This window comes from Streptomyces sp. NPDC058796, from assembly GCF_042745235.1.
Taxonomy (GTDB): domain Bacteria; phylum Actinomycetota; class Actinomycetes; order Streptomycetales; family Streptomycetaceae; genus Streptomyces.
In genome coordinates, this window is sequence record NZ_JBHYOP010000006.1 from 418,360 (window position 1) to 437,564 (window position 19,205).

At 72.2% G+C, this 19,205-nt stretch carries 20 protein-coding genes; 5 read left to right on the forward strand and 15 right to left on the reverse strand.

The features are described 5' to 3' along the window. Positions 1–2 precede the first annotated feature (2 nt). A complete protein-coding gene (recA, locus tag ACFW47_RS18205; RefSeq protein WP_386306312.1) occupies positions 3–1,121 on the reverse strand; it encodes a recombinase RecA in 1,119 nt (372 codons plus the stop codon). Positions 1,122–1,439: 318 nt separating this feature from the next. On the opposite strand from recA, the gene ACFW47_RS18210 reads away from it, so the two are divergent. After that, positions 1,440–1,853, forward strand: coding sequence for a hypothetical protein (locus tag ACFW47_RS18210; protein WP_386277113.1), 414 nt, complete (start codon positions 1,440–1,442; stop codon positions 1,851–1,853). A gap of 216 nt (positions 1,854–2,069) precedes the next feature. After that, positions 2,070–2,270 carry a DUF2191 domain-containing protein gene (locus ACFW47_RS18215; protein ID WP_386277115.1) on the forward strand — a complete coding sequence of 67 codons (201 nt, stop codon included), beginning with the start codon at positions 2,070–2,072 and terminating at the stop codon, positions 2,268–2,270. A 6-nt stretch (positions 2,271–2,276) separates the two neighbouring features. Here the strand turns inward: ACFW47_RS18215 and ACFW47_RS18220 are convergent, their stop codons facing one another. Both ACFW47_RS18220 and ACFW47_RS18225 read right to left on the reverse strand, forming a co-directional pair. Next, complete coding sequence (locus tag ACFW47_RS18220) at positions 2,277–3,557, reverse strand: AI-2E family transporter (protein WP_386277117.1); 1,281 nt, start codon at positions 3,555–3,557, stop codon at positions 2,277–2,279. Positions 3,558–3,617: 60 nt separating this feature from the next. Further along, positions 3,618–3,812 carry a DUF3046 domain-containing protein gene (locus tag ACFW47_RS18225; protein ID WP_007445009.1) on the reverse strand — a complete coding sequence of 65 codons (195 nt, stop codon included), beginning with the start codon at positions 3,810–3,812 and terminating at the stop codon, positions 3,618–3,620. A gap of 80 nt (positions 3,813–3,892) precedes the next feature. On the opposite strand from ACFW47_RS18225, the gene ACFW47_RS18230 reads away from it, so the two are divergent. Beyond that, positions 3,893–4,846 (forward strand): hypothetical protein, encoded by a 954-nt coding sequence (locus ACFW47_RS18230; protein ID WP_386306314.1) that lies wholly within the window; start codon positions 3,893–3,895, stop codon positions 4,844–4,846. A gap of 17 nt (positions 4,847–4,863) precedes the next feature. Here ACFW47_RS18230 and ACFW47_RS18235 read toward each other — a convergent pair whose 3' ends face one another. Genes ACFW47_RS18235 through ACFW47_RS18245 form a run of 3 tightly spaced genes read right to left on the reverse strand, consistent with a single transcriptional unit; the run spans position 4,864 to position 6,775 of the window. Then, on the reverse strand, positions 4,864–5,172 hold the full coding sequence (locus ACFW47_RS18235; RefSeq protein ID WP_386277122.1) for an AzlD domain-containing protein: 309 nt from the start codon (positions 5,170–5,172) through the stop codon (positions 4,864–4,866). Then, positions 5,169–5,912, reverse strand: a complete 744-nt coding sequence (locus ACFW47_RS18240; RefSeq protein ID WP_386277124.1) for an AzlC family ABC transporter permease — start codon at positions 5,910–5,912, stop codon at positions 5,169–5,171. The genes ACFW47_RS18235 and ACFW47_RS18240 overlap by 4 nt, the downstream gene beginning before the upstream one ends. Further along, entirely contained in the window at positions 5,909–6,775 is an 867-nt protein-coding gene (locus tag ACFW47_RS18245) for an AraC family transcriptional regulator (protein WP_386277127.1), read from the reverse strand. The genes ACFW47_RS18240 and ACFW47_RS18245 overlap by 4 nt, the downstream gene beginning before the upstream one ends. Positions 6,776–6,926: 151 nt before the next feature. On the opposite strand from ACFW47_RS18245, the gene ACFW47_RS18250 reads away from it, so the two are divergent. Together ACFW47_RS18250 and ACFW47_RS18255 are read left to right on the forward strand one after the other, a co-directional pair. Continuing rightward, on the forward strand, positions 6,927–11,978 hold the full coding sequence (locus ACFW47_RS18250; RefSeq protein WP_386306316.1) for an ATP-dependent helicase: 5,052 nt from the start codon (positions 6,927–6,929) through the stop codon (positions 11,976–11,978). 18 nt (positions 11,979–11,996) lie between these two features. Then, a complete protein-coding gene (locus tag ACFW47_RS18255) occupies positions 11,997–12,851 on the forward strand; it encodes a DNA-formamidopyrimidine glycosylase family protein (protein WP_386306318.1) in 855 nt (284 codons plus the stop codon). Position 12,852: 1 nt separating this feature from the next. Here the strand turns inward: ACFW47_RS18255 and ACFW47_RS18260 are convergent, their stop codons facing one another. The 9 genes from ACFW47_RS18260 to ACFW47_RS18300 all read right to left on the reverse strand — a co-directional run bounded on the left by ACFW47_RS18260 (position 12,853) and on the right by ACFW47_RS18300 (position 18,974). Next, the gene (locus tag ACFW47_RS18260) at positions 12,853–13,338 is read right to left on the reverse strand and encodes an SRPBCC domain-containing protein (RefSeq protein WP_386306320.1); all 486 of its coding nucleotides are present in this window, start codon (positions 13,336–13,338) and stop codon (positions 12,853–12,855) included. Beyond that, positions 13,335–13,727, reverse strand: coding sequence for an ArsR/SmtB family transcription factor (locus ACFW47_RS18265; RefSeq protein ID WP_386277203.1), 393 nt, complete (start codon positions 13,725–13,727; stop codon positions 13,335–13,337). The genes ACFW47_RS18260 and ACFW47_RS18265 overlap by 4 nt, the downstream gene beginning before the upstream one ends. Positions 13,728–13,796: 69 nt before the next feature. Next, positions 13,797–14,099 carry a hypothetical protein gene (locus ACFW47_RS18270; RefSeq protein WP_386277136.1) on the reverse strand — a complete coding sequence of 101 codons (303 nt, stop codon included), beginning with the start codon at positions 14,097–14,099 and terminating at the stop codon, positions 13,797–13,799. A gap of 7 nt (positions 14,100–14,106) precedes the next feature. Then, complete coding sequence (locus ACFW47_RS18275) at positions 14,107–14,577, reverse strand: Dps family protein (protein WP_386277138.1); 471 nt, start codon at positions 14,575–14,577, stop codon at positions 14,107–14,109. Between the two features lie 206 nt (positions 14,578–14,783). Beyond that, positions 14,784–15,164 carry a helix-turn-helix domain-containing protein gene (locus ACFW47_RS18280; protein ID WP_007387871.1) on the reverse strand — a complete coding sequence of 127 codons (381 nt, stop codon included), beginning with the start codon at positions 15,162–15,164 and terminating at the stop codon, positions 14,784–14,786. A 109-nt stretch (positions 15,165–15,273) separates the two neighbouring features. After that, entirely contained in the window at positions 15,274–15,819 is a 546-nt protein-coding gene (locus ACFW47_RS18285; RefSeq protein ID WP_386306322.1) for a CinA family protein, read from the reverse strand. Then, the gene (gene pgsA / locus ACFW47_RS18290) at positions 15,816–16,520 is read right to left on the reverse strand and encodes a CDP-diacylglycerol--glycerol-3-phosphate 3-phosphatidyltransferase (protein ID WP_386277144.1); all 705 of its coding nucleotides are present in this window, start codon (positions 16,518–16,520) and stop codon (positions 15,816–15,818) included. The genes ACFW47_RS18285 and pgsA overlap by 4 nt, the downstream gene beginning before the upstream one ends. After that, positions 16,517–18,007 (reverse strand): 30S ribosomal protein S12 methylthiotransferase RimO, encoded by a 1,491-nt coding sequence (gene rimO / locus ACFW47_RS18295; RefSeq protein ID WP_386277146.1) that lies wholly within the window; start codon positions 18,005–18,007, stop codon positions 16,517–16,519. Before rimO ends, pgsA begins: the two co-directional genes overlap by 4 nt. 91 nt (positions 18,008–18,098) lie before the next feature. Next, positions 18,099–18,974, reverse strand: coding sequence for a helix-turn-helix domain-containing protein (locus tag ACFW47_RS18300; RefSeq protein ID WP_386277148.1), 876 nt, complete (start codon positions 18,972–18,974; stop codon positions 18,099–18,101). Positions 18,975–19,205 lie beyond the last annotated feature (231 nt).

A 19,205-nucleotide genomic window follows, 5' to 3' on the forward strand; every position in this document is an offset into this window, starting at 1 on the left:
GGTCAGCTCTTGGCTGCCGCGGCCTTGGACTTGGTGGCCTTGGCGGTCGCGGGGGCGGGCACCTCAGGTGCGGGGTCGGCCGCGGCGGCGTCCGGTCCCGGCTCGGTGGCCGCCGGCTCCTCGGGGCGTACCCCGACGCCCAGCTTCTCCTTGATCTTCTTCTCGATCTCGTTGGCGAGGTCGGGGTTGTCCTTCAGGAAGTTGCGCGCGTTCTCCTTGCCCTGGCCCAGCTGGTCGCCCTCGTACGTGTACCAGGCGCCGGCCTTGCGGACGAAGCCGTGCTCCACGCCCATGTCGATCAGGCCGCCCTCGCGGCTGATGCCCTGGCCGTAGAGGATGTCGAACTCGGCCTGCTTGAAGGGCGGCGCGACCTTGTTCTTGACGACCTTGCAGCGGGTGCGGTTGCCGACCGCTTCCGTGCCGTCCTTCAGGGTCTCGATGCGGCGGATGTCGATGCGCACCGAGGCGTAGAACTTCAGCGCCCGGCCACCGGTCGTGGTCTCCGGGGAGCCGAACATGACGCCGATCTTCTCGCGGAGCTGGTTGATGAAGATCGCGGTCGTCTTGGACTGGTTGAGCGCGCTGGTGATCTTCCGGAGGGCCTGGCTCATCAGCCGGGCCTGGAGTCCGACGTGGCTGTCGCCCATCTCGCCCTCGATCTCCGCACGCGGCACGAGCGCGGCGACGGAGTCGATGACGATGAGGTCGAGGGCACCGGAGCGGACCAGCATGTCCACGATCTCCAGGGCCTGCTCGCCGTTGTCCGGCTGGGACAGGATCAGGTTGTCGATGTCGACGCCGAGCTTCTGCGCGTACTCGGGGTCGAGGGCGTGCTCCGCGTCCACGAACGCGACCTGGCCGCCGGCCTTCTGCGCGTTCGCCACGGCGTGCAGGGTCAGGGTCGTCTTGCCCGAGGACTCGGGGCCGTAGATCTCCACGACACGGCCGCGCGGGATGCCGCCGACACCGAGGGCCACGTCGAGCGCGGTCGAGCCGGTCGAGATGACCTCGATGGGCTCCCTCGACCGCTCACCCATGCGCATGACCGCGCCCTTGCCGAATTGCCGTTCAATCTGTGCGAGCGCGGCGTCCAGGGCCTTCTCGCGGTCGGTTCCTGCCATGGGTTCCACCCGGTTTGCTTGATTCGATCGCTTCACGTCAAAGACGCTAATGCCTGCCACTGACAATGCGCCCCGATGCGGGTCCGGCCTGTGGATAACTCGGGCACTTCTCCGTCCAAACCCAGTCGAATCGCCCGTCACGAGCCTCGCCGGAGCCTCCATGAGAATGGATGTTCGATTTTCGTGTCAAGCGCACCACACGGCCCCTCCGAGCGTACTGTCCTGCGCCACCGAACCTTGATCATCGCCATCGAGGGTTGATGATCACTGGTTTGTCCCGACCAATCCGAGCGGGCAGGCGGGTTCTATGATCCGCGCATGCCGAACATCTGGGGGCGGGCGGTCCTTCTGGCGGTGCTGACAGGAGTCACCGGCTTGGGCATCGCGCGGCTTCTGGTCGTGGAATGCGTACGAGTGCCTGCTGGAGGGGGCAGCCGGTGCGGCCCGTTCGTCCATGCGTACGACTACCTGGCCATCGTCGCGTTCATCGGCGGTTGGGCTTGCGTCCAAGTCATTCTTCGGAGCAAGCGCCACCGGGCCGACTGGCGTCCTGCCCTGGGCGTGACCGCCGGCGCGCTCATCAGCGCTGGCGTCATCATGGCGGTCGCCCCCTCAGCCGCCGCAGGCGTGATGCTCGTTCTCGGGCTCGTCGCACCGCAGTTGGCTCGCCGGTACGGGCGCGAACCACAGCCTGAGAGCCATCGCCGCCGAATGGAGCGACGCAACGAGTAGACGGGCACCGACTGCCGCACACGAGCCAGTACCCAGGAGTGCCGTCTCCTTCGTGATGCCAGCCGCCCGCCAAGGGAGACACGGTCTGAAGGCAGCCACCGACCACTCGAACTTCGACGGCACCCGCTCAAGGTTCGATGCCACGGGACGCGTACGTCTGCCGGTCCGGCGGCCACCGTGGCTAGAGTGCGATCTCGACGTGCAGAGGGGGACACCGTGGCCAAGATCAACGTCAGTCTTGACGCCGAACTGGTGGTGGAGGTGATGGTCCTGGCCGGCATCGGCTCGCCGCAGGACGCCGTCGAGGCGGTGGTGCGGGACTACATCGCCCGCGGTCACCGCACGGAGACCCGCACCGGCGGCACGGACCTCGGACTGCGGGAGGTCGACGCCAAGCCGCAGGAGCCGCAGGGCTGATTCCCCCTAGGAGCCGTCCCCGTCCGTCCCGGAGCCACCGGAACGGCTGGAACCCCCGGGCTCCGGCCTCCTGGCCCACAGTCTCCGCAGGCGCGTGGAGTCTCCGGCCCCGGCCGGCCGGCGGATCCGGCGACCGTGGACGCGCGGGTCGTCCGTGACGTCGTAGCGCCTGACGTACGCCCCCAGGAACGCCTGCAGCGTGGCGATCGCCGGAATGGCGATCAGCGCGCCGACCGCGCCGAGCAGGGCGGTGCCCGCGACGACCGAGCCGAAGGCGACCGCGGGGTGGATGTCCACGGTCTTGGACGTCAGCTTGGGCTGCAGCATGTAGTTCTCGAACTGCTGGTAGATCACCACGAAGACCAGCACCCACAGCGCGTACCAGGGGTTGACCGTGAAGGCGATCAGCATCGGCAGGGCACCCGCGAGATAGGTGCCGATGGTGGGGATGAACTGCGACACCAGTCCCACCCACACGGCGAGCGCGGGGGCGTACGGCACCTCCAGGAACTCCAGCAGGATGTAGTGCGCGACACCGGACACCAACGCCATCAGGCCGCGCGAGTACAGATAGCCGCCCGTCTTGTCGACGGCGATCTCCCACGCCCGCAGCACCTCGGCCTGCCGGGCGGGCGGCAGGACGGAACAGAGCGCGCGTCGCAGCCGGGGACCGTCGGCGGCGAAGTAGAAGGAGAACAGCAGGATCGTCAGCAGCTGGAAGAGCCCGCCGAGGACCTGGGCCGACACGTCCAGGACGCCGGTGGCGCTGTTCTGCACGTAGTTGCGCAGCCAGTCGGAGCGGAGCAGGCCCTCCTGGATGTCGACCCGTCTCAGCTCGGTGTGGAAGTGGCCGTTGACCCAGTTGATGACGGAGTCGAGGTACTCCGGGAAGTCCTCGACCATCTTGACGATCTGGCCCGCGAGCATGGAGCCGAGCAGTGTGACGAACCCGGCGGCGGCGATCAGTACGAGGAGGAACACGAAGAAGGTGGCCAGTCCGCGGCGCATGCCGCGAGTGGCCATCCAGCTCACCGCGGGTTCGATGGCGAGGGCCAGGAAGAACGCGATAAGGATGTTGATCAGCAGGCCGGTGAGCTGGTGGAAGGCCCAGCTGCCCAGCTGGAAGACGGCGATGAGCGCGAGAGCGAGCACCATGGCGCGCGGCAGCCATCGCGGCATGCGCGCGCCCGGCCCGGCGGCGTCCTCGGACGGGGGCGGGCCGGGCGGCGTCGAGCCGGTCGTGGATGCGTGCCGGGTCGCCTGCCCGGTCTCGTCAGTGGGTGCCACGGACCAAGTCTCGCCCACGCCGCGGACGGCGGAGTCCCGTTCGGTGATCTTCGGGCGCGGTCAGCGCTGCTCCCGCGGCACGTTCATGACCGTGCAGACCACCCGCCACACGTCCTTGGCGTCCCAGCCCGCGTCCAGCGCCTCGTGCACCGTACGCCCGCCCAGCTCCGCCATCACGTGATCGCGCGCGAAGGTGTCGGCGTAGCCCGGACCGAAGTGATCCGTCATCCGCTCCCAGAAGACCGTCAACCGCATGACTCCAGTATCCCGCCCCTGAGGGTGGGCCCCGTGCCGGGACCACGTACCGGGACCGCTTTCCGTCCTACGGTCTGACCATGGCTGAAAACGGAGCTTCCCCACTCCCCACGACACCCCCGCCTCCCGCGGGACTCTCTCCGCTCGCACGCGCGGAGCACTTCGTCTGGCTCACCGCGCGAGTGCTGGAACAGCGCCTGTTCGCGTACCACTTCCGCCACGGCGACGCCGGTCCGGTGGAGAGCGCCCTGGACGCCTACCGCAACGAGGACGGCGGGTACGGTCACGGGCTGGAACCCGATCTGCGCGGCCCGGTCAGCCAGCCTCTGCACACCGCGCGTGCGCTGCGCGTCCTGGACGCCGTCGGCGGCTGCGGCGGACAGCGCGTGGAACGGATGTGCCGCTATCTGACCTCCGTGTCCACGCGGGAAGGCGCCCTGCCCGCGGTCCATCCCAGTCAGCGCGGGTTCCCGGCGGCCCCGTTCGTGCCGGTCGTGGACGACCCTCCCGGCGAGCTGCTCGCCACGGGGCCGGTGGTCGGCCTGCTGCACCGCAACGACGTCTGGCACGCCTGGCTGTTCCGGGCGACGGACTTCTGCTGGCAGGCGGCGGAGTCGCTGGAGACCTCTCACCCCTACGAGATCGAGGCCGCCGTGGCCTTCCTGGACAGCGCTCCCGACCGCCCCCGCGCGGAGGCGGCCGCCGACCGGCTGGGCCGCCTCGTGCGCGGACAGCGCCTCGCGGTGCTGGACCCGGACGACCGCGACACGTACCCGGTCTCCCCCGGCTACGCCCCGGGCGAGCACCACTTTCCCCACGACTACGCGGGCCACCCGCACTCCCTCGCGCGCGCGTGGTTCACGGACGACGAGATGGCCCGCTCCCTCGACTTCCTCACCTCGGAGCAGGAGGAGGACGGCGGCTGGCCGGTCCGTTGGCGCCGCTGGGCACCCGCGCCCGCCCTGGAGGCCCGTCCCGGGGTCACGCTCGAGGCCCTGCGCACACTCCGCGCGTACGGCCGCCCGATCGGCTGACCGGCCGGCCGGGCTCGTCAGCCGCCCATGGCCCGTACGCCCGCGGTCACCACCACGGCCGCCGCGACGACGAGCAGGAACGGCGCGCGCAGGACCAGCGCCAAGGCGGCCGCGGCGACCCCCGCGGCCCGCGCGTCCAGCACCAGCGCCTGCCCGTCGGCGAAGGTCTGCTGCGCGGTGAGCGCGGCGAGGAGCGCCACAGGCAGCAGGGCGGCCAGGCGCCGGACCAGGGGCCGCTCCAGCGCACCCGCGGGCACCAGCAGCCCGATGAGTTTGACGGCGTAGCACCCCACCGCGGTCACGCCGATCGCGATCCAGACGCTCAACGGTCCTCCTTTCGCGCCAAGTCCTGACCGGCCCCGCTCCCGCGGCGTCCGCGCGCCCAGAGGACGACCGGGGCCGCCAGGGCGGCCACCAGAACGGGCACACCGGCGGGCAGGACGGGGAGCAGGGCGAGCCCCAGGACGACGGCCAGGGCGGCGACCACCCGTTCCGTGGTGCTCCTCAGCATCGGCGCGAGCAGCGCCAGGAAGACCGCGGGCCCGGCGGCGTCGAGCCCCCAGGCGTCGGTGTCCCCGATGGCCTCCGCACCCAGCGCGCCCAGCAGGGTGGTGAGGTTCCACAGCAGGTACAGGGTGAGTCCGGTGACCGTGAACCCGATCCGGACGCTGCGCCGCGTGGGCTGGGCGAGGGCCACGGCCGTCGTCTCGTCGATCACCCACTGCGCCGCGAACGGGCGCACCGCGCGCGGGAGGGCCAGCAACTGCGACAGCCGCAGCCCGTAGAAGGCGTTGCGCACCCCCAGGAAGAAGGCCCCCGCCGCGGCGGTGAGCGGATTGCCGCCGGCCGCGAGCGCCCCCACGAGCGCGAACTGGGACGCCCCGGTGAACACCAGGAGGCTGAGCGCGCAGGTCTGCGCCAGTGTCAGTCCGCTGCCGGCCGAGGTCACCCCGAAGGCGAACCCGGACAGTCCGACCGCGACTCCGACACCGAGGGCGTCCCGTACGACGGCGGCGTCCGGCTTGCCCTCCACGTTCGTTTCCGGGACTACTGTCTGATCTGTCACTCCTCGGACGGTAGGAGTCGTCGCCGCCGCTCGTCTTGTACGTTCTTGCGCTCCCGCTGGTAGGCGCCGGGCGGCACACCCACGATCCGCGCGAAGTGCCGGTTCAGGTGCGGCTGGTCGGTGAAGCCCACGGCGACGGCGGCCTCGGCCGGTGACGTCCCGGCGTCCAGCAGCCGCCGTGCCCGGCGCACCCGGGCGTCCGTCAGCCAGGTGTGGGGCGGCATCCCATAGGCGTCCCGGAAGGCGCGCAGCAACGCGAAGGGACTGCTGCCCAGCTCGGCGGCGAGCCGCTCCAGACTCGGCGGGCCGGCCATGTGCTCCTCCAGCACGGCACGCGCGCGTGCCGCGATCCGCGCCCCGGCCGTCCGCACCTCCCGGCGCGGCAGCGCACCGCCGTTCAGCCGCAGCAGCCGGGTGACGGCCACGCGCAGCAGGGTGTCGGCGGCGAGCGCGTTCCCCTCGTCGGCGGCCCGCAGCACGCGGTGCACCAGCTCGACGGTGTACGGGTCGTCGAGCACCGGCCTGACGAATCCGGGCGTCCCGCGCAGTGTGGTCGTCTCCGCCGCGATGCCGGCCACGAGCTCGGGCGCCGGGTAGACGGCCCCGTAGCGCCAGCCCTCCGGTACGCCGGCCCGGCCCGTGTGCGGGGTGTCCGGGTTGACGAGGGCGAGCGATCCGGCCCCCGCGTACTGGTCGCTCCCGCCGTGGTGGAAGATCTCCACGCCGTCGGCGATGGCGGCGATGACGAAGTGCTCGTGCGTGTGGCGGATGAAGGTCTTCCGTATGTACTGGGCCCGGAGCAGGTCGACGCCGGGCAGCTCCGGGTACCGCCAGTGCCGCGCCCGCTCACTCGATCCCGCCATGCGCCCATTCTCCGTCACCGCTTCCGCGCAGCCCCCGTCGGTCGGCAGTGGTCACCCGCAGCGCCCGTCTCGCCACCGCAGCCGCAGCCGCAGGCGCCCCGCATCCGCCCGGCTCAGGCCGATTGTCAGTGCTCGGGTGCACGATGGATCCATGGTCAGCTCCGCACACCGAGCCCTGGACGGCTTCTCCCCCGCGACCCGCGGCTGGTTCACGGGGGCCTTCTCCGCGCCCACCGCCGCCCAGGCGGGGGCGTGGCAGGCCATCTCGGAGGGGTCCGACGTCCTGGTGGTCGCCCCCACCGGCTCCGGCAAGACGCTGGCCGCCTTCCTCGCCGCCCTGGACCAGCTGGCCTCGACGCCGCCGCCCGCCGACCCCAAGAAGCGCTGCCGGGTCCTTTACGTGTCTCCGCTCAAGGCCCTGGCCGTCGACGTCGAGCGCAACCTCCGCAGTCCGCTGACCGGCATCCGCCAGGAATCCGTGCGCCTCGGTCTGCCCGAGCCCGAGGTCAAGGTCGGTATCCGCTCCGGCGACACCCCGGCCGCCGAGCGCCGTGCCCTGTCCACCCGTCCGCCGGACATCCTGATCACCACCCCGGAGTCCCTGTTCCTGATGCTGACGTCGGCCACGCGCGACGCGCTGACCGGCGTCAAGACGGTGATCCTGGACGAGGTGCACGCGGTGGCGGGCACCAAGCGCGGCGCCCATCTCGCCCTCACCCTGGAGCGGCTGGACGAGCTGCTGCCGAAGCCGGCCCGCCGCATCGGACTGTCGGCGACGGTCCGCCCCGTGGACGAGGTCGCCCGGTTCCTGGCACCGCGCGGCAAGGTGGAGGTGGTCCAGCCGGAGTCGGGCAAGGAGTTCGACCTGTCCGTCGTCGTCCCGGTCGAGGACCTGGGCGAGCTGGGCGGCTCCCCGGTCGCGGACGGCAACGAGGGCGCGGAGCGACCGTCGATCTGGCCGCACGTCGAGGAGCGCATCACCGACCTCGTCCAGTCGCACCGCTCCACGATCGTCTTCGCCAACTCCCGGCGTCTGGCGGAACGCCTGTGCAACAGGCTCAACGAGATCGCGTACGAGCGGGCCACCGGCGAGCCGCTGGGCGAGCAGCACTCCCCCGCGGAGCTGATGGGCGGGTCGGGTGCCGCGCAGGGCGCCCCGCCCGTGATCGCCCGCGCCCACCACGGCTCGGTCTCCAAGGAGCAGCGCGCCCTGGTCGAGGAGGACCTCAAGGCGGGCCGCCTGCCCGCGGTGGTGGCGACGTCCAGCCTGGAGCTGGGCATCGACATGGGCGCCGTCGACCTGGTCGTCCAGGTCGAGTCGCCGCCCTCCGTGGCCTCCGGCCTCCAGCGCGTCGGCCGCGCGGGACACCAGGTCGGCGCCGTCTCCACGGGCGTGGTCTTCCCCAAGTACCGCGGGGACCTGGTGCAGGCGGCCGTGGTCACCGAGCGGATGCGCGACGGCGCCATCGAGGCGCTCAGGATCCCGGCCAACCCGCTGGACGTCCTGGCGCAGCAGATCGTGGCGATGACGGCCCTGGACACCTGGCAGGTCGACGACCTGCTCGCCACCGTCCGCCGCGCCGCCCCGTTCGCCTCGCTGCCGGAGTCGGCCTTCACGGCGGTCCTGGACATGCTCGCGGGCCGCTATCCGTCCGACGCCTTCGCGGAGCTGCGCCCGCGCGTGGTCTGGGACCGGGTGGCCGGGACGGTCACCGGCCGGCCGGGAGCGCAGCGCCTCGCGGTCACCTCCGGCGGCACGATCCCCGACCGCGGGCTCTTCGGTGTCTTCCTCGCCGGAGCCGACCCGAAGAAGGGCGGCGGCCGGGTCGGCGAGCTCGACGAGGAGATGGTGTACGAGTCCCGCGTGGGGGACGTCTTCACGCTCGGCACCAGCTCCTGGCGGATCGAGGACATCACCCGCGACCGGGTGCTGGTCTCCCCGGCTCCGGGCGTGCCGGGTCGGCTGCCGTTCTGGAAGGGCGACCAGCTGGGCCGCCCCCTGGAGCTGGGCCGCGCGCTCGGCGCGTTCCTGCGCGAGGTCGGCTCCCTCGCCAGGGAGGACGCCCGGCTGCGCCTGGTCACCGCCGGGCTGGACGCCTGGGCGGCGGACAACGTGCTGGCGTACCTGGACGAACAGCGCGAGGCCTGCGGGCACGTCCCGGACGACCGCACCATCGTGGTCGAGCGGTTCCGGGACGAGCTGGGCGACTGGCGGGTCGTGGTCCACTCCCCCTTCGGCGCACAGGTCCACGCCCCGTGGGCGCTGGCGCTCGGCGCCAGGCTGACCGAGCGGTACGGCATGGACGCGCAGGTCATGCACGCCGACGACGGCATCGTGCTGCGCCTGCCGGACGCCGACCTCATGGGCCTGGACTTCCTCGACCAGGACCCCGCGAAGCCGGGCCTCGAGTACGACGCCGAGAAGGCACCCGTCGGCGCCGCCGACGTCGTCTTCGACAAGAGTGAGGTCGACCGGGTCGTCACCGACCAGGTGGGCGGCTCCGCCCTGTTCGCGTCCCGGTTCCGCGAGTGTGCCGCCCGTGCGCTGCTGCTGCCGCGACGCAGCCCCGGCAAGCGCACCCCGTTGTGGCAGCAGCGCCAGCGCGCCGCGCAGCTGCTGGAGGTGGCGAGCGAGTACGGCTCGTTCCCGATCGTCCTGGAGGCGATCCGCGAATGCCTCCAGGACGTCTTCGACGTGCCCGGACTGGTCGAGCTGATGGGCGACCTGGAATCGCGCAAGGTGCGGCTGGTCGAGGTCACCACCCCGGAGCCGTCGCCGTTCGCCCGCTCGCTGCTCTTCGGCTACGTCGCGCAGTTCCTGTACGAGGGCGACTCGCCCCTCGCCGAGCGCCGGGCCGCCGCCCTGTCCCTGGACTCCCGGCTGCTGGCCGAACTGCTCGGCCAGGCGGAGCTGCGCGAGCTGCTCGACGCGGAGGTGCTGACCGAGCTGGAGCGCGAGCTGCAATGGCTCACCGACGACCGCCGGGTGAAGGACCCGGAGGGCGTCGCGGACCTGCTGCGGCTGCTCGGCCCGCTCACCGACGCCGAGCTGGCCGAGCGGGGGGCCGAGCCCCGGTGGGCGCCGGAGCTGGCCGCCGCCCGGCGCGCGATCAAGGTGCGGATCGCCGGGGCCGACCACTGGGCGGCGATCGAGGACGCGGGGCGGCTGCGCGACGCACTGGGCACGGCTCTGCCCGTAGGTGTGCCGGAGGCCTTCACCGAGCCGGTCAAGGACCCACTCGGCGACCTCCTGGCCCGTCATGCCCGCACCCACGGCCCGTTCACCTCGGTCACCGCGGCGGCCCGCTTCGGCCTGGGCGTCGCGGTCACCGAGGGCGCACTGCAACGGCTCGCGGCGGCGGGCCGGGTCGTGCAGGGCGAGTTCCATCCGGCCGGCATCGGCCAGGAGTGGTGCGACGCGACCGTCCTGCGCCGACTGCGGCGCCGTTCTCTGGCCGCGCTCCGGCACGAACTGGAGCCGGTGCCGCCGGCCGCGCTCGGGCAGTTCCTCCCCCAGTGGCAGCACATCGGCAAGGGCCACGCGCTGCGCGGCATCGACGGGCTGGTCCGCGCGGTCGAGCAGTTGCAGGGCGCTTCGGTGCCCGCCTCCGCCCTGGAGAAGCTGGTCCTGCCGTCGCGGGTGGCGCACTACAACCCGGCGATGCTGGACGAGCTCACGGCCGCCGGAGAGGTGGTGTGGGCCGGAGCCGGCTCGCTCCCCGGCAAGGACGGCTGGGTCTCCCTCTACCTCGCGGACGCGGCCCCCGTGCTCCTGCCGCCTCCGCACCCCCTGGAAACGACCGCTCTGCACGAGTCCGTCCTGAGCGCCCTCTCGGGCGGGTACGGCCTCTTCTTCCGCCAGATCGCCGACCAGGTCCGTGCGACCACCCACCCGGACGTCACCGATCCACAGCTGGCCGACACCCTGTGGGAGCTGGCGTGGTCCGGACGGCTGACCAACGACACGCTCGCGCCCCTGCGCTCCCTGCTGGGCTCCGGCCGGACCGCGGGATCCACCGCCCACCGCGCCAAGCGGTCCGTCCCACGCGGACGCTACGGCTCGCTCACGGCCGCCGCCCGGCCCGCCTCCCGCGGCGGCCCGCCGACCGTCGCCGGACGATGGTCGCTGCTGCCGGCCCGGGAGCCGGACGCGACGGTGCGCGCGCACGCGCTGGCCCGCACGCTCCTCGACCGGCACGGCGTGGTGACCAGGGGCGCGGTCGCCGCCGAGGGCGTCGAGGGGGGTTTCTCTGCGGTGTACCGCATTCTGGCCGCCTTCGAGGAGAGCGGGCAGGCCCGGCGAGGTTACGTCGTGGAAGGGCTCGGAGCGGCGCAGTTCGCCATGGAGGGCGCCGTGGACCGGTTGCGCGCGGTGGCGAACGCCCGGGAGCGCGGCGAGGGCCCGCCGGGACCGGTGCCCTTCGCCGGTGGTCCCGACAGCCCGCCGGCACCCGACGGCTTCCCCGTCCCAGTTCCCGGCTCTCCCTGGGCCGGCCCCCGCGACGGCTCGTTCGACGCCCCGTCCGACGGTTTCCCGCCCGGCGGCCACGGGTCGCCCGGTGCTTCCGGCACCCCGGACCCCTCGGACGACGTCTTCGCGGACCCGGACGGGCTGGGCCGGTCCCCGTCCCGTGGTGACTACATCTCACCGCGCGACTACGCCGAGCCAGGCGCCGGCGGCCCGCGCGGCGGCGCACAGGGCGGTCCCGGCGGCTTCGGAGGGCCACCCGGTGGCGCTGACGGCGGCTTCGACGGCCGGCGCGGTTCGTCGGGCACCGGTTTCGCCGACCGCCGCGGCCGTGCTCCCGCAGGACCGCCCGCCGTCGTACTGGCCGCCGCCGACCCGGCGAACGCGTACGGCGCCGCGCTCCCCTGGCCCGAGCCCCCGGCCGGCTCCACGCACAAACCCGGCCGCAAGGCGGGGTCCCTGGTGGTGCTGGTCGAGGGCGAGCCCGCGCTCTACATGGAGCGCGGCGGCAAGACACTTCTGCTGTGGCCTTCCGCCCCCGACGGTCCGCCCACGGACGATCCCCGCCTGCGCGCGGCGACTGAGGCGCTCGCCGAGGCCGCCCGTGCCGGATCCCTCGGCACGGTCACTGTGGAGCGTGTCAACGGCGCGGCGGCTCTGACCTCCCCGTTCGACCCGCTGCTGGAGAACGCGGGGTTCGTCGCCACCCCCCGCGGCCTGCGCATCCGCGCCTGAGCCTGCCACTCTTGACCCATGCCCGAAGGAGACACGGTCTGGCAGGCCGCGCGGCGGTTGCACGACGCCCTCGCGGGCAAGGTGCTGACGCGCAGCGACTTCCGCGTCCCCCGCTACGCCACGGCCGACCTCACCGGCCGCACGGTCCTGGACGTCACCCCGCGCGGCAAGCACCTGCTGGCCCGTGTGGAGGGCGGTCTGACGGTGCACTCGCATCTGCGGATGGACGGCTCGTGGAAGGTGTTCGCCGCCGGCCGGCGCTGGAGCGGCGGTCCGGCGCACCAGATCCGCGCCGTGCTCGGCACCGTCGACCGCACGGCCGTCGGCTACCGCCTCCCGGTGCTGGAGATCCTCCGCACGGCCGACGAGGGGCGCGCCGTCGGCCACCTCGGCCCCGACCTGCTGGGCCTTGACTGGGACCCCGACCAGGCCTTGGCCAACCTGCTCGGTGACCCCGCCCGTCCCCTCGGCGAGGCCCTGCTGGACCAGCGCAACCTCGCCGGTATCGGCAATGTCTACAAGTGCGAGCTGTGTTTCCTGCTCGGCGTCACTCCGTGGCTGCCCGTCGGGGAGCTGCCCGCCCCGCACGCCGCGAAGGTGCCCGCGCTGGCGAAGCGGCTGCTGGAGGCCAACCGCGACCGCCCGGTCCGCCGCACGACGGGGCGGGCACCGCGGGGCCCGGACCTGTTCGTGTACGGCCGGGCGCCCCGGCCCTGCCTGCGCTGCGGCACCGCGGTCCGGGTGGCGGACCAGGGCGACGGCTCGCGTGAGCGTCCCACGTACTGGTGCCCGGTCTGCCAGGCCGGCCCCGCCCCCGTTCGCTCCGCCACCGGACCGCGGGGCGAGCCCGGGTGGCAGCGCGGGCCGCGCTGACTCAGCCGACGAGCAGGCCGTCCATCTGCCCGGCCGCTTCGCGCAGACCCTCCTCCATGCCCATCTTCATCAGCTGGTCCATCTGGTCCCGGCTGTCGAAGACCGACAGCATCTCCATGCGGCTGCCGCCGTCGCGCTCGGTGAGCGTCACCCTGGTCGTGGTCGTCGGCATGTCGGCGTTGGGCACACCGTCCTGGTCGGCGAACCCGTCGGTGAATTCCAGGGACGTCGGCGCGTCCACCGTGGCGACCCGCCACCAGCCGCGGTACTTGTCCCCCTCCGGTCCGGTCATGAAGTACGTGACGTCTCCGCCCGGGGTCAGGTCGTGCTGCTCCACCTTCGCCGGGTAGGTCGGCGGGCCCCACCAGCGCTCCAGCTGCCGGGGGTCGGACCACAGCTCCCACACCCGTTCCACGGGAGCGGAGAAGTCGGCGATCAGGGTGAGGCTCAGGTTTTCGAGGTCCTTGTCCAGACTGGTGACGCTCATCGTTCCGGTCCTTCCAGCGGGTTGGGCACATCGGGATCCGCCGCTCCGGTGAGCAGACGGGACATCCGCTCCACCCGGCCGCGCCAGGCGGTCTCGAGCTCGTCCAGTGCCTGACGGGCCCGGCCCACGGCGTCGGGGTCGGTGCGCACGAGCTGCTCCCGTCCGCGCCGCTGCTTGACCACCAGGCCGGCCCGCTCCAGCACCGCGACGTGTTTCTGCACCGCGGCGAAGCTCATCGGGTAGGCCCTGGCCAGTCGCGACACCGACAGGTCGTCCCGTACGCAGCGACGCAGGATGTCGCGGCGCGTCGTGTCGGCCAAGGCGTGGAACAGCCGGTCCACGCCTTCTTCGGTTTCTTCCGTTCCTCCGGAAACTCCATCCACAACCATTTGGTTGTACGTTATCTCCGTCACAAGACCTTGTAAAGCGCTGCCGGCCGAAGTCCTCGAACCACCGGGTCACGCCCCCGCCCGGCCGGGCCCCTCCGGACCCCGGCCCCCGCCCGCGCGGCCCTTCAGCGCCTCCGGGCCGCACACGGCGGCGAACAGGGCCCGTCGCCACCGCCCCGCACCCATCGCACCCACCGCCTGCCGCCTGGGCACGCAGTGCACCGGCAGCACGCTCAGCCCCCAGCCACCGACCGCGACCGCCCCTTCGAGCACCCCGGCCCCGGGTTCGAGCGCCAGGCGCAGCACGGCCCACCACCACAGCGCGCCGGCCCCCAGCGCGGCCGCCCGGCGAGCGGCCCGCGCCGACACCATGGCCGCGTCAGCCGTTCCCGGCCTGGAACATCCAATGCTGCTTCTCGAGATCGGCGGTGATCTGGATGAAGATGTCCTGGCTCACTGGGTCGGGATCCCCGGTCGCCGCGATCCGCTCCCGCATCCGCGTGATCACCGCGCCCAGCGCGTCCACGATCGTCTGCACCGCGGTGTTGTCGTCGACCCATCCGTCCGGCGTCACGTCGATGCCGCTGCCGACGGCCACGGTCGCGGCACGCCCGTCAGGGGAGACTCCCAGCGCCGAGGCGCGTTCGGCCACGGTGTCCGAGTGAGCGCGCGCGGTCTCGACGAGTTCGTCGAGCTGGAGGTGGACGGAGCGGAACCGCGGGCCGACCACGTTCCAGTGGATCTGCTTGGCCACCAGGGCCAGGTCCACCAGGTCCACGAGGCCGCCCTGGAGCGCCTCGGAGACGGTCTTCAGGTTCGCGTCGGACAACGGGCTCTTCACGACGTACATCCACACCTCCGTCGGTCGGCCCCCCGGCCGCTCCCGCCACGGCCAGTCCCTCCACGATGACCGCACCGCCGAAGACCGGCAAACCGGGCACGACCGACCGTCACCACCGGCGCTCCTGCCGCCGAGCACGCAAAAACCCCGACCGCACCTCTCCGGCTTCCCGGAGAAGCCCCGGCCGGGGCCTCACACGCACACGTTCGCAGCGCTCAGGCGGCGACGACGTCCACCGCCTCCGCGGGCGCCTTGATGGTCACCCGTTCCGGTGGCACACCGGTCACCGACACGGAACCAAGCATCGGGCGAACCGGCGCGGGAACGGTCTCGCTGGGCGTGGCCGCAGCGGACTGGGCCAGCTCGGCGAGCGCGAGCTCGTCGCTCACTTCCCGCATGAGTTCGGACATCCGTACGTCCAGCGCGTCGCAGATGGCGGAGAGCAGTTCGGAAGAGGCCTCCTTCTGCCCCCGCTCCACCTCGGAGAGATAGCCGAGTGAGACTCGGGCGGACGAGGAGACTTCGCGCAGAGTACGGCCCTGGCGTTGGCGCTGCCGACGCAGCACGTCACCCAGCAGGCGACGGAGCAGAATCATCGGTGGCTCCCTCCTCGGACCGTGTAACCGCATCCTTCACGCCCCACCGTACCGCCTCGCGCCGCGGCCGTGCGGGGAGCGATGTCGTGTTCACTCAGGGCTGCAAACATCAAAACCCCCCGTTCCGTTCCGTATCCTGTGCCCGCTCATTCCCGGTCTGTTCGCCCGCAAGCTCACTCAAGAGGAGTGCGAGTACGCTCCGTACACTCTCCATACGAATTTCCGCGCGATCGCCGTTCAACCGCAGCGCCTCCACTTTTCCGCCACGGGCGGAACCACCGTCTCCCTCGACGGGCCCGTCCACGGCCACGAAGACCGTGCCGACCGGCTGTCCGTCCTGCGGATCAGGGCCGGCCACACCCGTCGTCGCTATGCCCCAGTCGGCGCCCAGCGCTTTCCGCACGCCTGCGGCCATCTGGGCGGCGACCTGCGGATCCACCGCTCCGCGCGCCGTGAGCAGTTCCCCGTCGACACCGAGCAGGTCCCGCTTCAGCTCCGTCGCGTAGGCGGTGACCGATCCCGTGAACGCCTTGGAGGCGCCGGGGACCGAAGTGATCCCGGCCGCCACCAGTCCACCGGTCAGTGACTCGGCGACCGCGAGGGTCTCGCCCCTGACCGTGAGTAGCCGCACCACGTCGGCGGCCGTGGAACTCAAACTTCCGTCTCCTTCAACGCCGCTCTGCGCTCGGCGATTCCCCGGCGGCGCAGCACAATGGCCTGTTTCACGTAGTCCAGACCGGTCGCCACGGTCAGGACGACCGCCGCAGCCATCACCCAGAACCTCAGGGTCGCCAAGGGGCCCGTCAGCGCCAGGACGTACATGCCGACGGCCACGCCCTGGGTGAGGGTCTTGAGCTTGCCGCCCCGGCTCGCGGGGATGACGCCGTACCGGATGACTACGAAACGCAGCACGGTGATGCCGAGTTCCCGGCCGAGGATCAGGGCCGTCACCCACCACGGCAGGTCACCCAGGGCGGACAGACAGATGAGCGCCGCCCCCATGATCGCCTTGTCGGCGATGGGGTCGGCGATCTTCCCGAAGTCGGTGACGAGGTTGTAGGTGCGCGCCAGGTGGCCGTCGAACAGGTCGGTGATCATGGCGATGGCGAACGCGGCCCAGGCAAAGGAGCGCCAGGCCGGGTCGTACCCGCCGTTGCCGAGCATCAGGGCGACGAAGGCCGGCACGAGGAGCAGCCGGAGCATCGTCAGCAGATTGGCGACGTTCCAGACGCTCGCCTGGTTGACGGCGGCGGCCGCGATCTTGCCACCGCGCCCGGCGGCTCCGCCCTCGGTGGCACCGCCGGTCCTGCGCGCACCGGAGGAGCCGCCCGCCGCGGACGCCGGGGCTCCCGTCATCTGCCGGCCTCCTCACTCCACGCGGACGACCCCGGCAGCGGCTCGGCCACCAGGTCGACACCCTCCGTACCGACCACCTTCGCCTCGACCATACTTCCGACCCGCAGGCCTTCGCCGCTCGTGAGCAGCACCTGGCCGTCGGTCTCGGGCGCCTGGTGCTCGGCGCGGCCCCGGACACCGTCCCCCTCGCCGGCGGAGTCGGCGGACTCCACGGACTCGACGAGGACCCGCACGGTCGCCCCCACCCGCTCCTCGGCCCGCTGCGAGACCAGTTCCTCGGCGAGGCGGGAGACGCGTGCCAGCCGCTCGGCGACGACGTCCTCCTCCAGCTTGCCGTCGTAGGTCGCCGCCTCGGTGCCCTCCTCGTCGGAGTAGCCGAAGACGCCGATGGCGTCCAGCCGCGCGTGGTTCAGGAACCGCTCCAGCTCGGCGAGGTCGGAGGCGGACTCGCCGGGGAAGCCCACGATGAAGTTGGAGCGCACACCGGCCTCGGGGGCCTTGCTCCGGATGGTGTCCAGCAGCTCCAGGAAGCGGTCGGTGTCGCCGAAGCGTCGCATCGCGCGGAGCACGTTCGGCGCGGAGTGCTGGAAGGAGAGGTCGAAGTAGGGCACGACCTTCTCGGTGGAGGTCAGGACGTCGATCAGGCCGGGGCGCATCTCGGCGGGCTGGAGGTAGCTGACGCGCACCCGTTCGATGCCGTCGACCTCGGCGAGGTTCGGCAGCAGGGACTCCAGCAGGCGGATGTCGCCGAGGTCCTTGCCGTAGGAGGTGTTGTTCTCGGAGACCAGCATGATCTCCTTGACGCCCTGCTCGGCCAGCCACCGCGTCTCGTTCAGCACGTCGCTCGGCCGACGGGAGATGAAGGAGCCGCGGAAGGACGGGATGGCGCAGAAGGAGCATCGCCGGTCGCAGCCGGAGGCCAGCTTCACCGAGGCGACCGGGGAGCCGTCCAGGCGGCGGCGCAGGGGCGCCCGGGGCCCGGAGGCGGGAGCGACGCCCTCGGGGAGGTCGGCCGGGGCGTGCCCGGGCAGGGCGACGGAGGCGCCGGCCTCCTGGCGCTCGGCGGGGCTGATCGGCAGCAGCTTGCGCCGGTCGCGCGGGGTGTGGGCGGCGTGGATGCCGCCGTTCAGGATGGTCTGCAGGCGGTCGGAGATGTCGGCGTAGTCGTCGAAGCCGAGGACGCCGTCGGCCTCCGGAAGGGCCTCGGCCAGCTCCTTGCCGTACCGCTCGGCCATGCAGCCCACGGCCACGACGGCCTGCGTTCTGCCGTGGCCCTTGAGGTCGTTGGCCTCCAGGAGGGCGTCGACGGAGTCCTTCTTGGCGGCCTCGACAAAGCCGCACGTGTTCACGACGGCGACGTCCGCTTCCTCGGCGTCGTCGACGAGCTTCCAGCCGTCCGCCTCCAGACGGCCTGCGAGCTCCTCCGAGTCCACCTCGTTACGGGCGCAGCCAAGGGTGACGAGTGCGACGGTACGGCTTTCAGGCATGGGCTCAAGAGTACTTCGTCCCGGCGGCAGCCCACGTCGACGGGGTTGGCCGATCCCGGCCAACCCCGTGGTGACGCGTCCCCCCGGTCTCCTATCCGACCTGCGGGTCGCCCTTCGTGTACGTCAGGCGTTCCACCGCGCCCGGCTGGAAGTCGTCCTCGATCTTCTTGCCGTTGACGTAGAGCTCGATGGCGCCGGCGTCGCCGAGGACGAGCTTGATCTTCTCGTTGTCCTGGAAGGTCTTGGAGTCGCCCTTCTCGAGGATGTCGTCGAAGAGCAGCCGGCCGTTGTGGTCCGTGGCGGAGATCCAGCTGCGTCCGTCGGCGGCGGTGACCTTGACGGTCACCTTGTCCCGGGGCGCGGCGGCGATGGCGCTGTCGGTCGGGTCCGGCTTCGGGTCGGCGGGCTTCTTCGGCTTGGCGCTCGGTGAGGCGGACTCGCCGGCCGACGGCTGGGCGCCCTCGGCGACGCTCGCCTCGTTGGCGGCGTCGTCGCCGCCCTTGACGAACGTGAAGGCGACGAAGCCGATCACGGCGACGATCGCGGCGACCATGGCGGCGGTCCAGTTGGGTCCGCGCCGCTCCGGACGGATGCGTTCCGCCTCGAACAGGGGCGCGGCCGGAGTCGGCGCCGGTCGGCCGCCGTGCTCGGCGTCGAACTGCGCGAGCAGTTCCGCCGGATCCAGCCCGACGGCTTTCGCGAGGGTTCTGATGTGCCCGCGCGCGTACACGTCCCCGCCGCACGGAGCGAAGTCGTCCGCCTCGATGGCGTGCACGATGGCGATCCGGACCCGGGTGGCGGTGGTGATGTCGTCGACGGTCAGCCCGGCGGCGATCCGTGCCTGCTGCAGGGCGCGGCCGACGGAGGGGCGGGATTCCTGAGGGGCGACTTCGGAAACCTCGTCAGGAACGTCTGGGGACACGTCTGCGATCGGACGCTCGTCTTCAGGGGAGTTGCCGATGGACACGGGGGCGCCTTTCGAGCGTTTAGCCGCCTGTGCTGGACGTTCAGTCTAGGGGGGGTGCAAACGGGTGGGGCAACCGGGCGGTACGACTTTGTACGCCATCGGTATGGCCCGGCATCCCGATGGTGGACTATCTGTTTGTCGTTTCCCTCAACTTGACGTACGCCATGAGGAAACGGTTGCTCAACGATCCCTAACGGGTGAGTCACGATCGGCCGGCCGCCGTGACCCTCC

Bases quoted from the DNA above. Each gene is read 5' to 3' on its own strand.
- rimO (WP_386277146.1), bottom strand. From the start codon at position 18,007: ATGCCTGAAAGCCGTACCGTCGCACTCGTCACCCTTGGCTGCGCCCGT.
- ACFW47_RS18260 (WP_386306320.1), bottom strand. From the start codon at position 13,338: ATGAGCGTCACCAGTCTGGACAAGGACCTCGAAAACCTGAGCCTCACC.
- ACFW47_RS18245 (WP_386277127.1), bottom strand. From the start codon at position 6,775: ATGGCGGGATCGAGTGAGCGGGCGCGGCACTGGCGGTACCCGGAGCTG.
- ACFW47_RS18230 (WP_386306314.1), top strand. From the start codon at position 3,893: ATGGCTGAAAACGGAGCTTCCCCACTCCCCACGACACCCCCGCCTCCC.
- ACFW47_RS18270 (WP_386277136.1), bottom strand. From the start codon at position 14,099: ATGGTGTCGGCGCGGGCCGCTCGCCGGGCGGCCGCGCTGGGGGCCGGC.
- ACFW47_RS18210 (WP_386277113.1), top strand. From the start codon at position 1,440: ATGCCGAACATCTGGGGGCGGGCGGTCCTTCTGGCGGTGCTGACAGGA.
- recA (WP_386306312.1), bottom strand. From the start codon at position 1,121: ATGGCAGGAACCGACCGCGAGAAGGCCCTGGACGCCGCGCTCGCACAG.
- ACFW47_RS18265 (WP_386277203.1), bottom strand. From the start codon at position 13,727: ATGGTTGTGGATGGAGTTTCCGGAGGAACGGAAGAAACCGAAGAAGGC.
- ACFW47_RS18280 (WP_007387871.1), bottom strand. From the start codon at position 15,164: ATGATTCTGCTCCGTCGCCTGCTGGGTGACGTGCTGCGTCGGCAGCGC.
- ACFW47_RS18255 (WP_386306318.1), top strand. From the start codon at position 11,997: ATGCCCGAAGGAGACACGGTCTGGCAGGCCGCGCGGCGGTTGCACGAC.
- ACFW47_RS18275 (WP_386277138.1), bottom strand. From the start codon at position 14,577: ATGTACGTCGTGAAGAGCCCGTTGTCCGACGCGAACCTGAAGACCGTC.
- ACFW47_RS18225 (WP_007445009.1), bottom strand. From the start codon at position 3,812: ATGCGGTTGACGGTCTTCTGGGAGCGGATGACGGATCACTTCGGTCCG.
- ACFW47_RS18250 (WP_386306316.1), top strand. From the start codon at position 6,927: ATGGTCAGCTCCGCACACCGAGCCCTGGACGGCTTCTCCCCCGCGACC.
- pgsA (WP_386277144.1), bottom strand. From the start codon at position 16,520: ATGACGGGAGCCCCGGCGTCCGCGGCGGGCGGCTCCTCCGGTGCGCGC.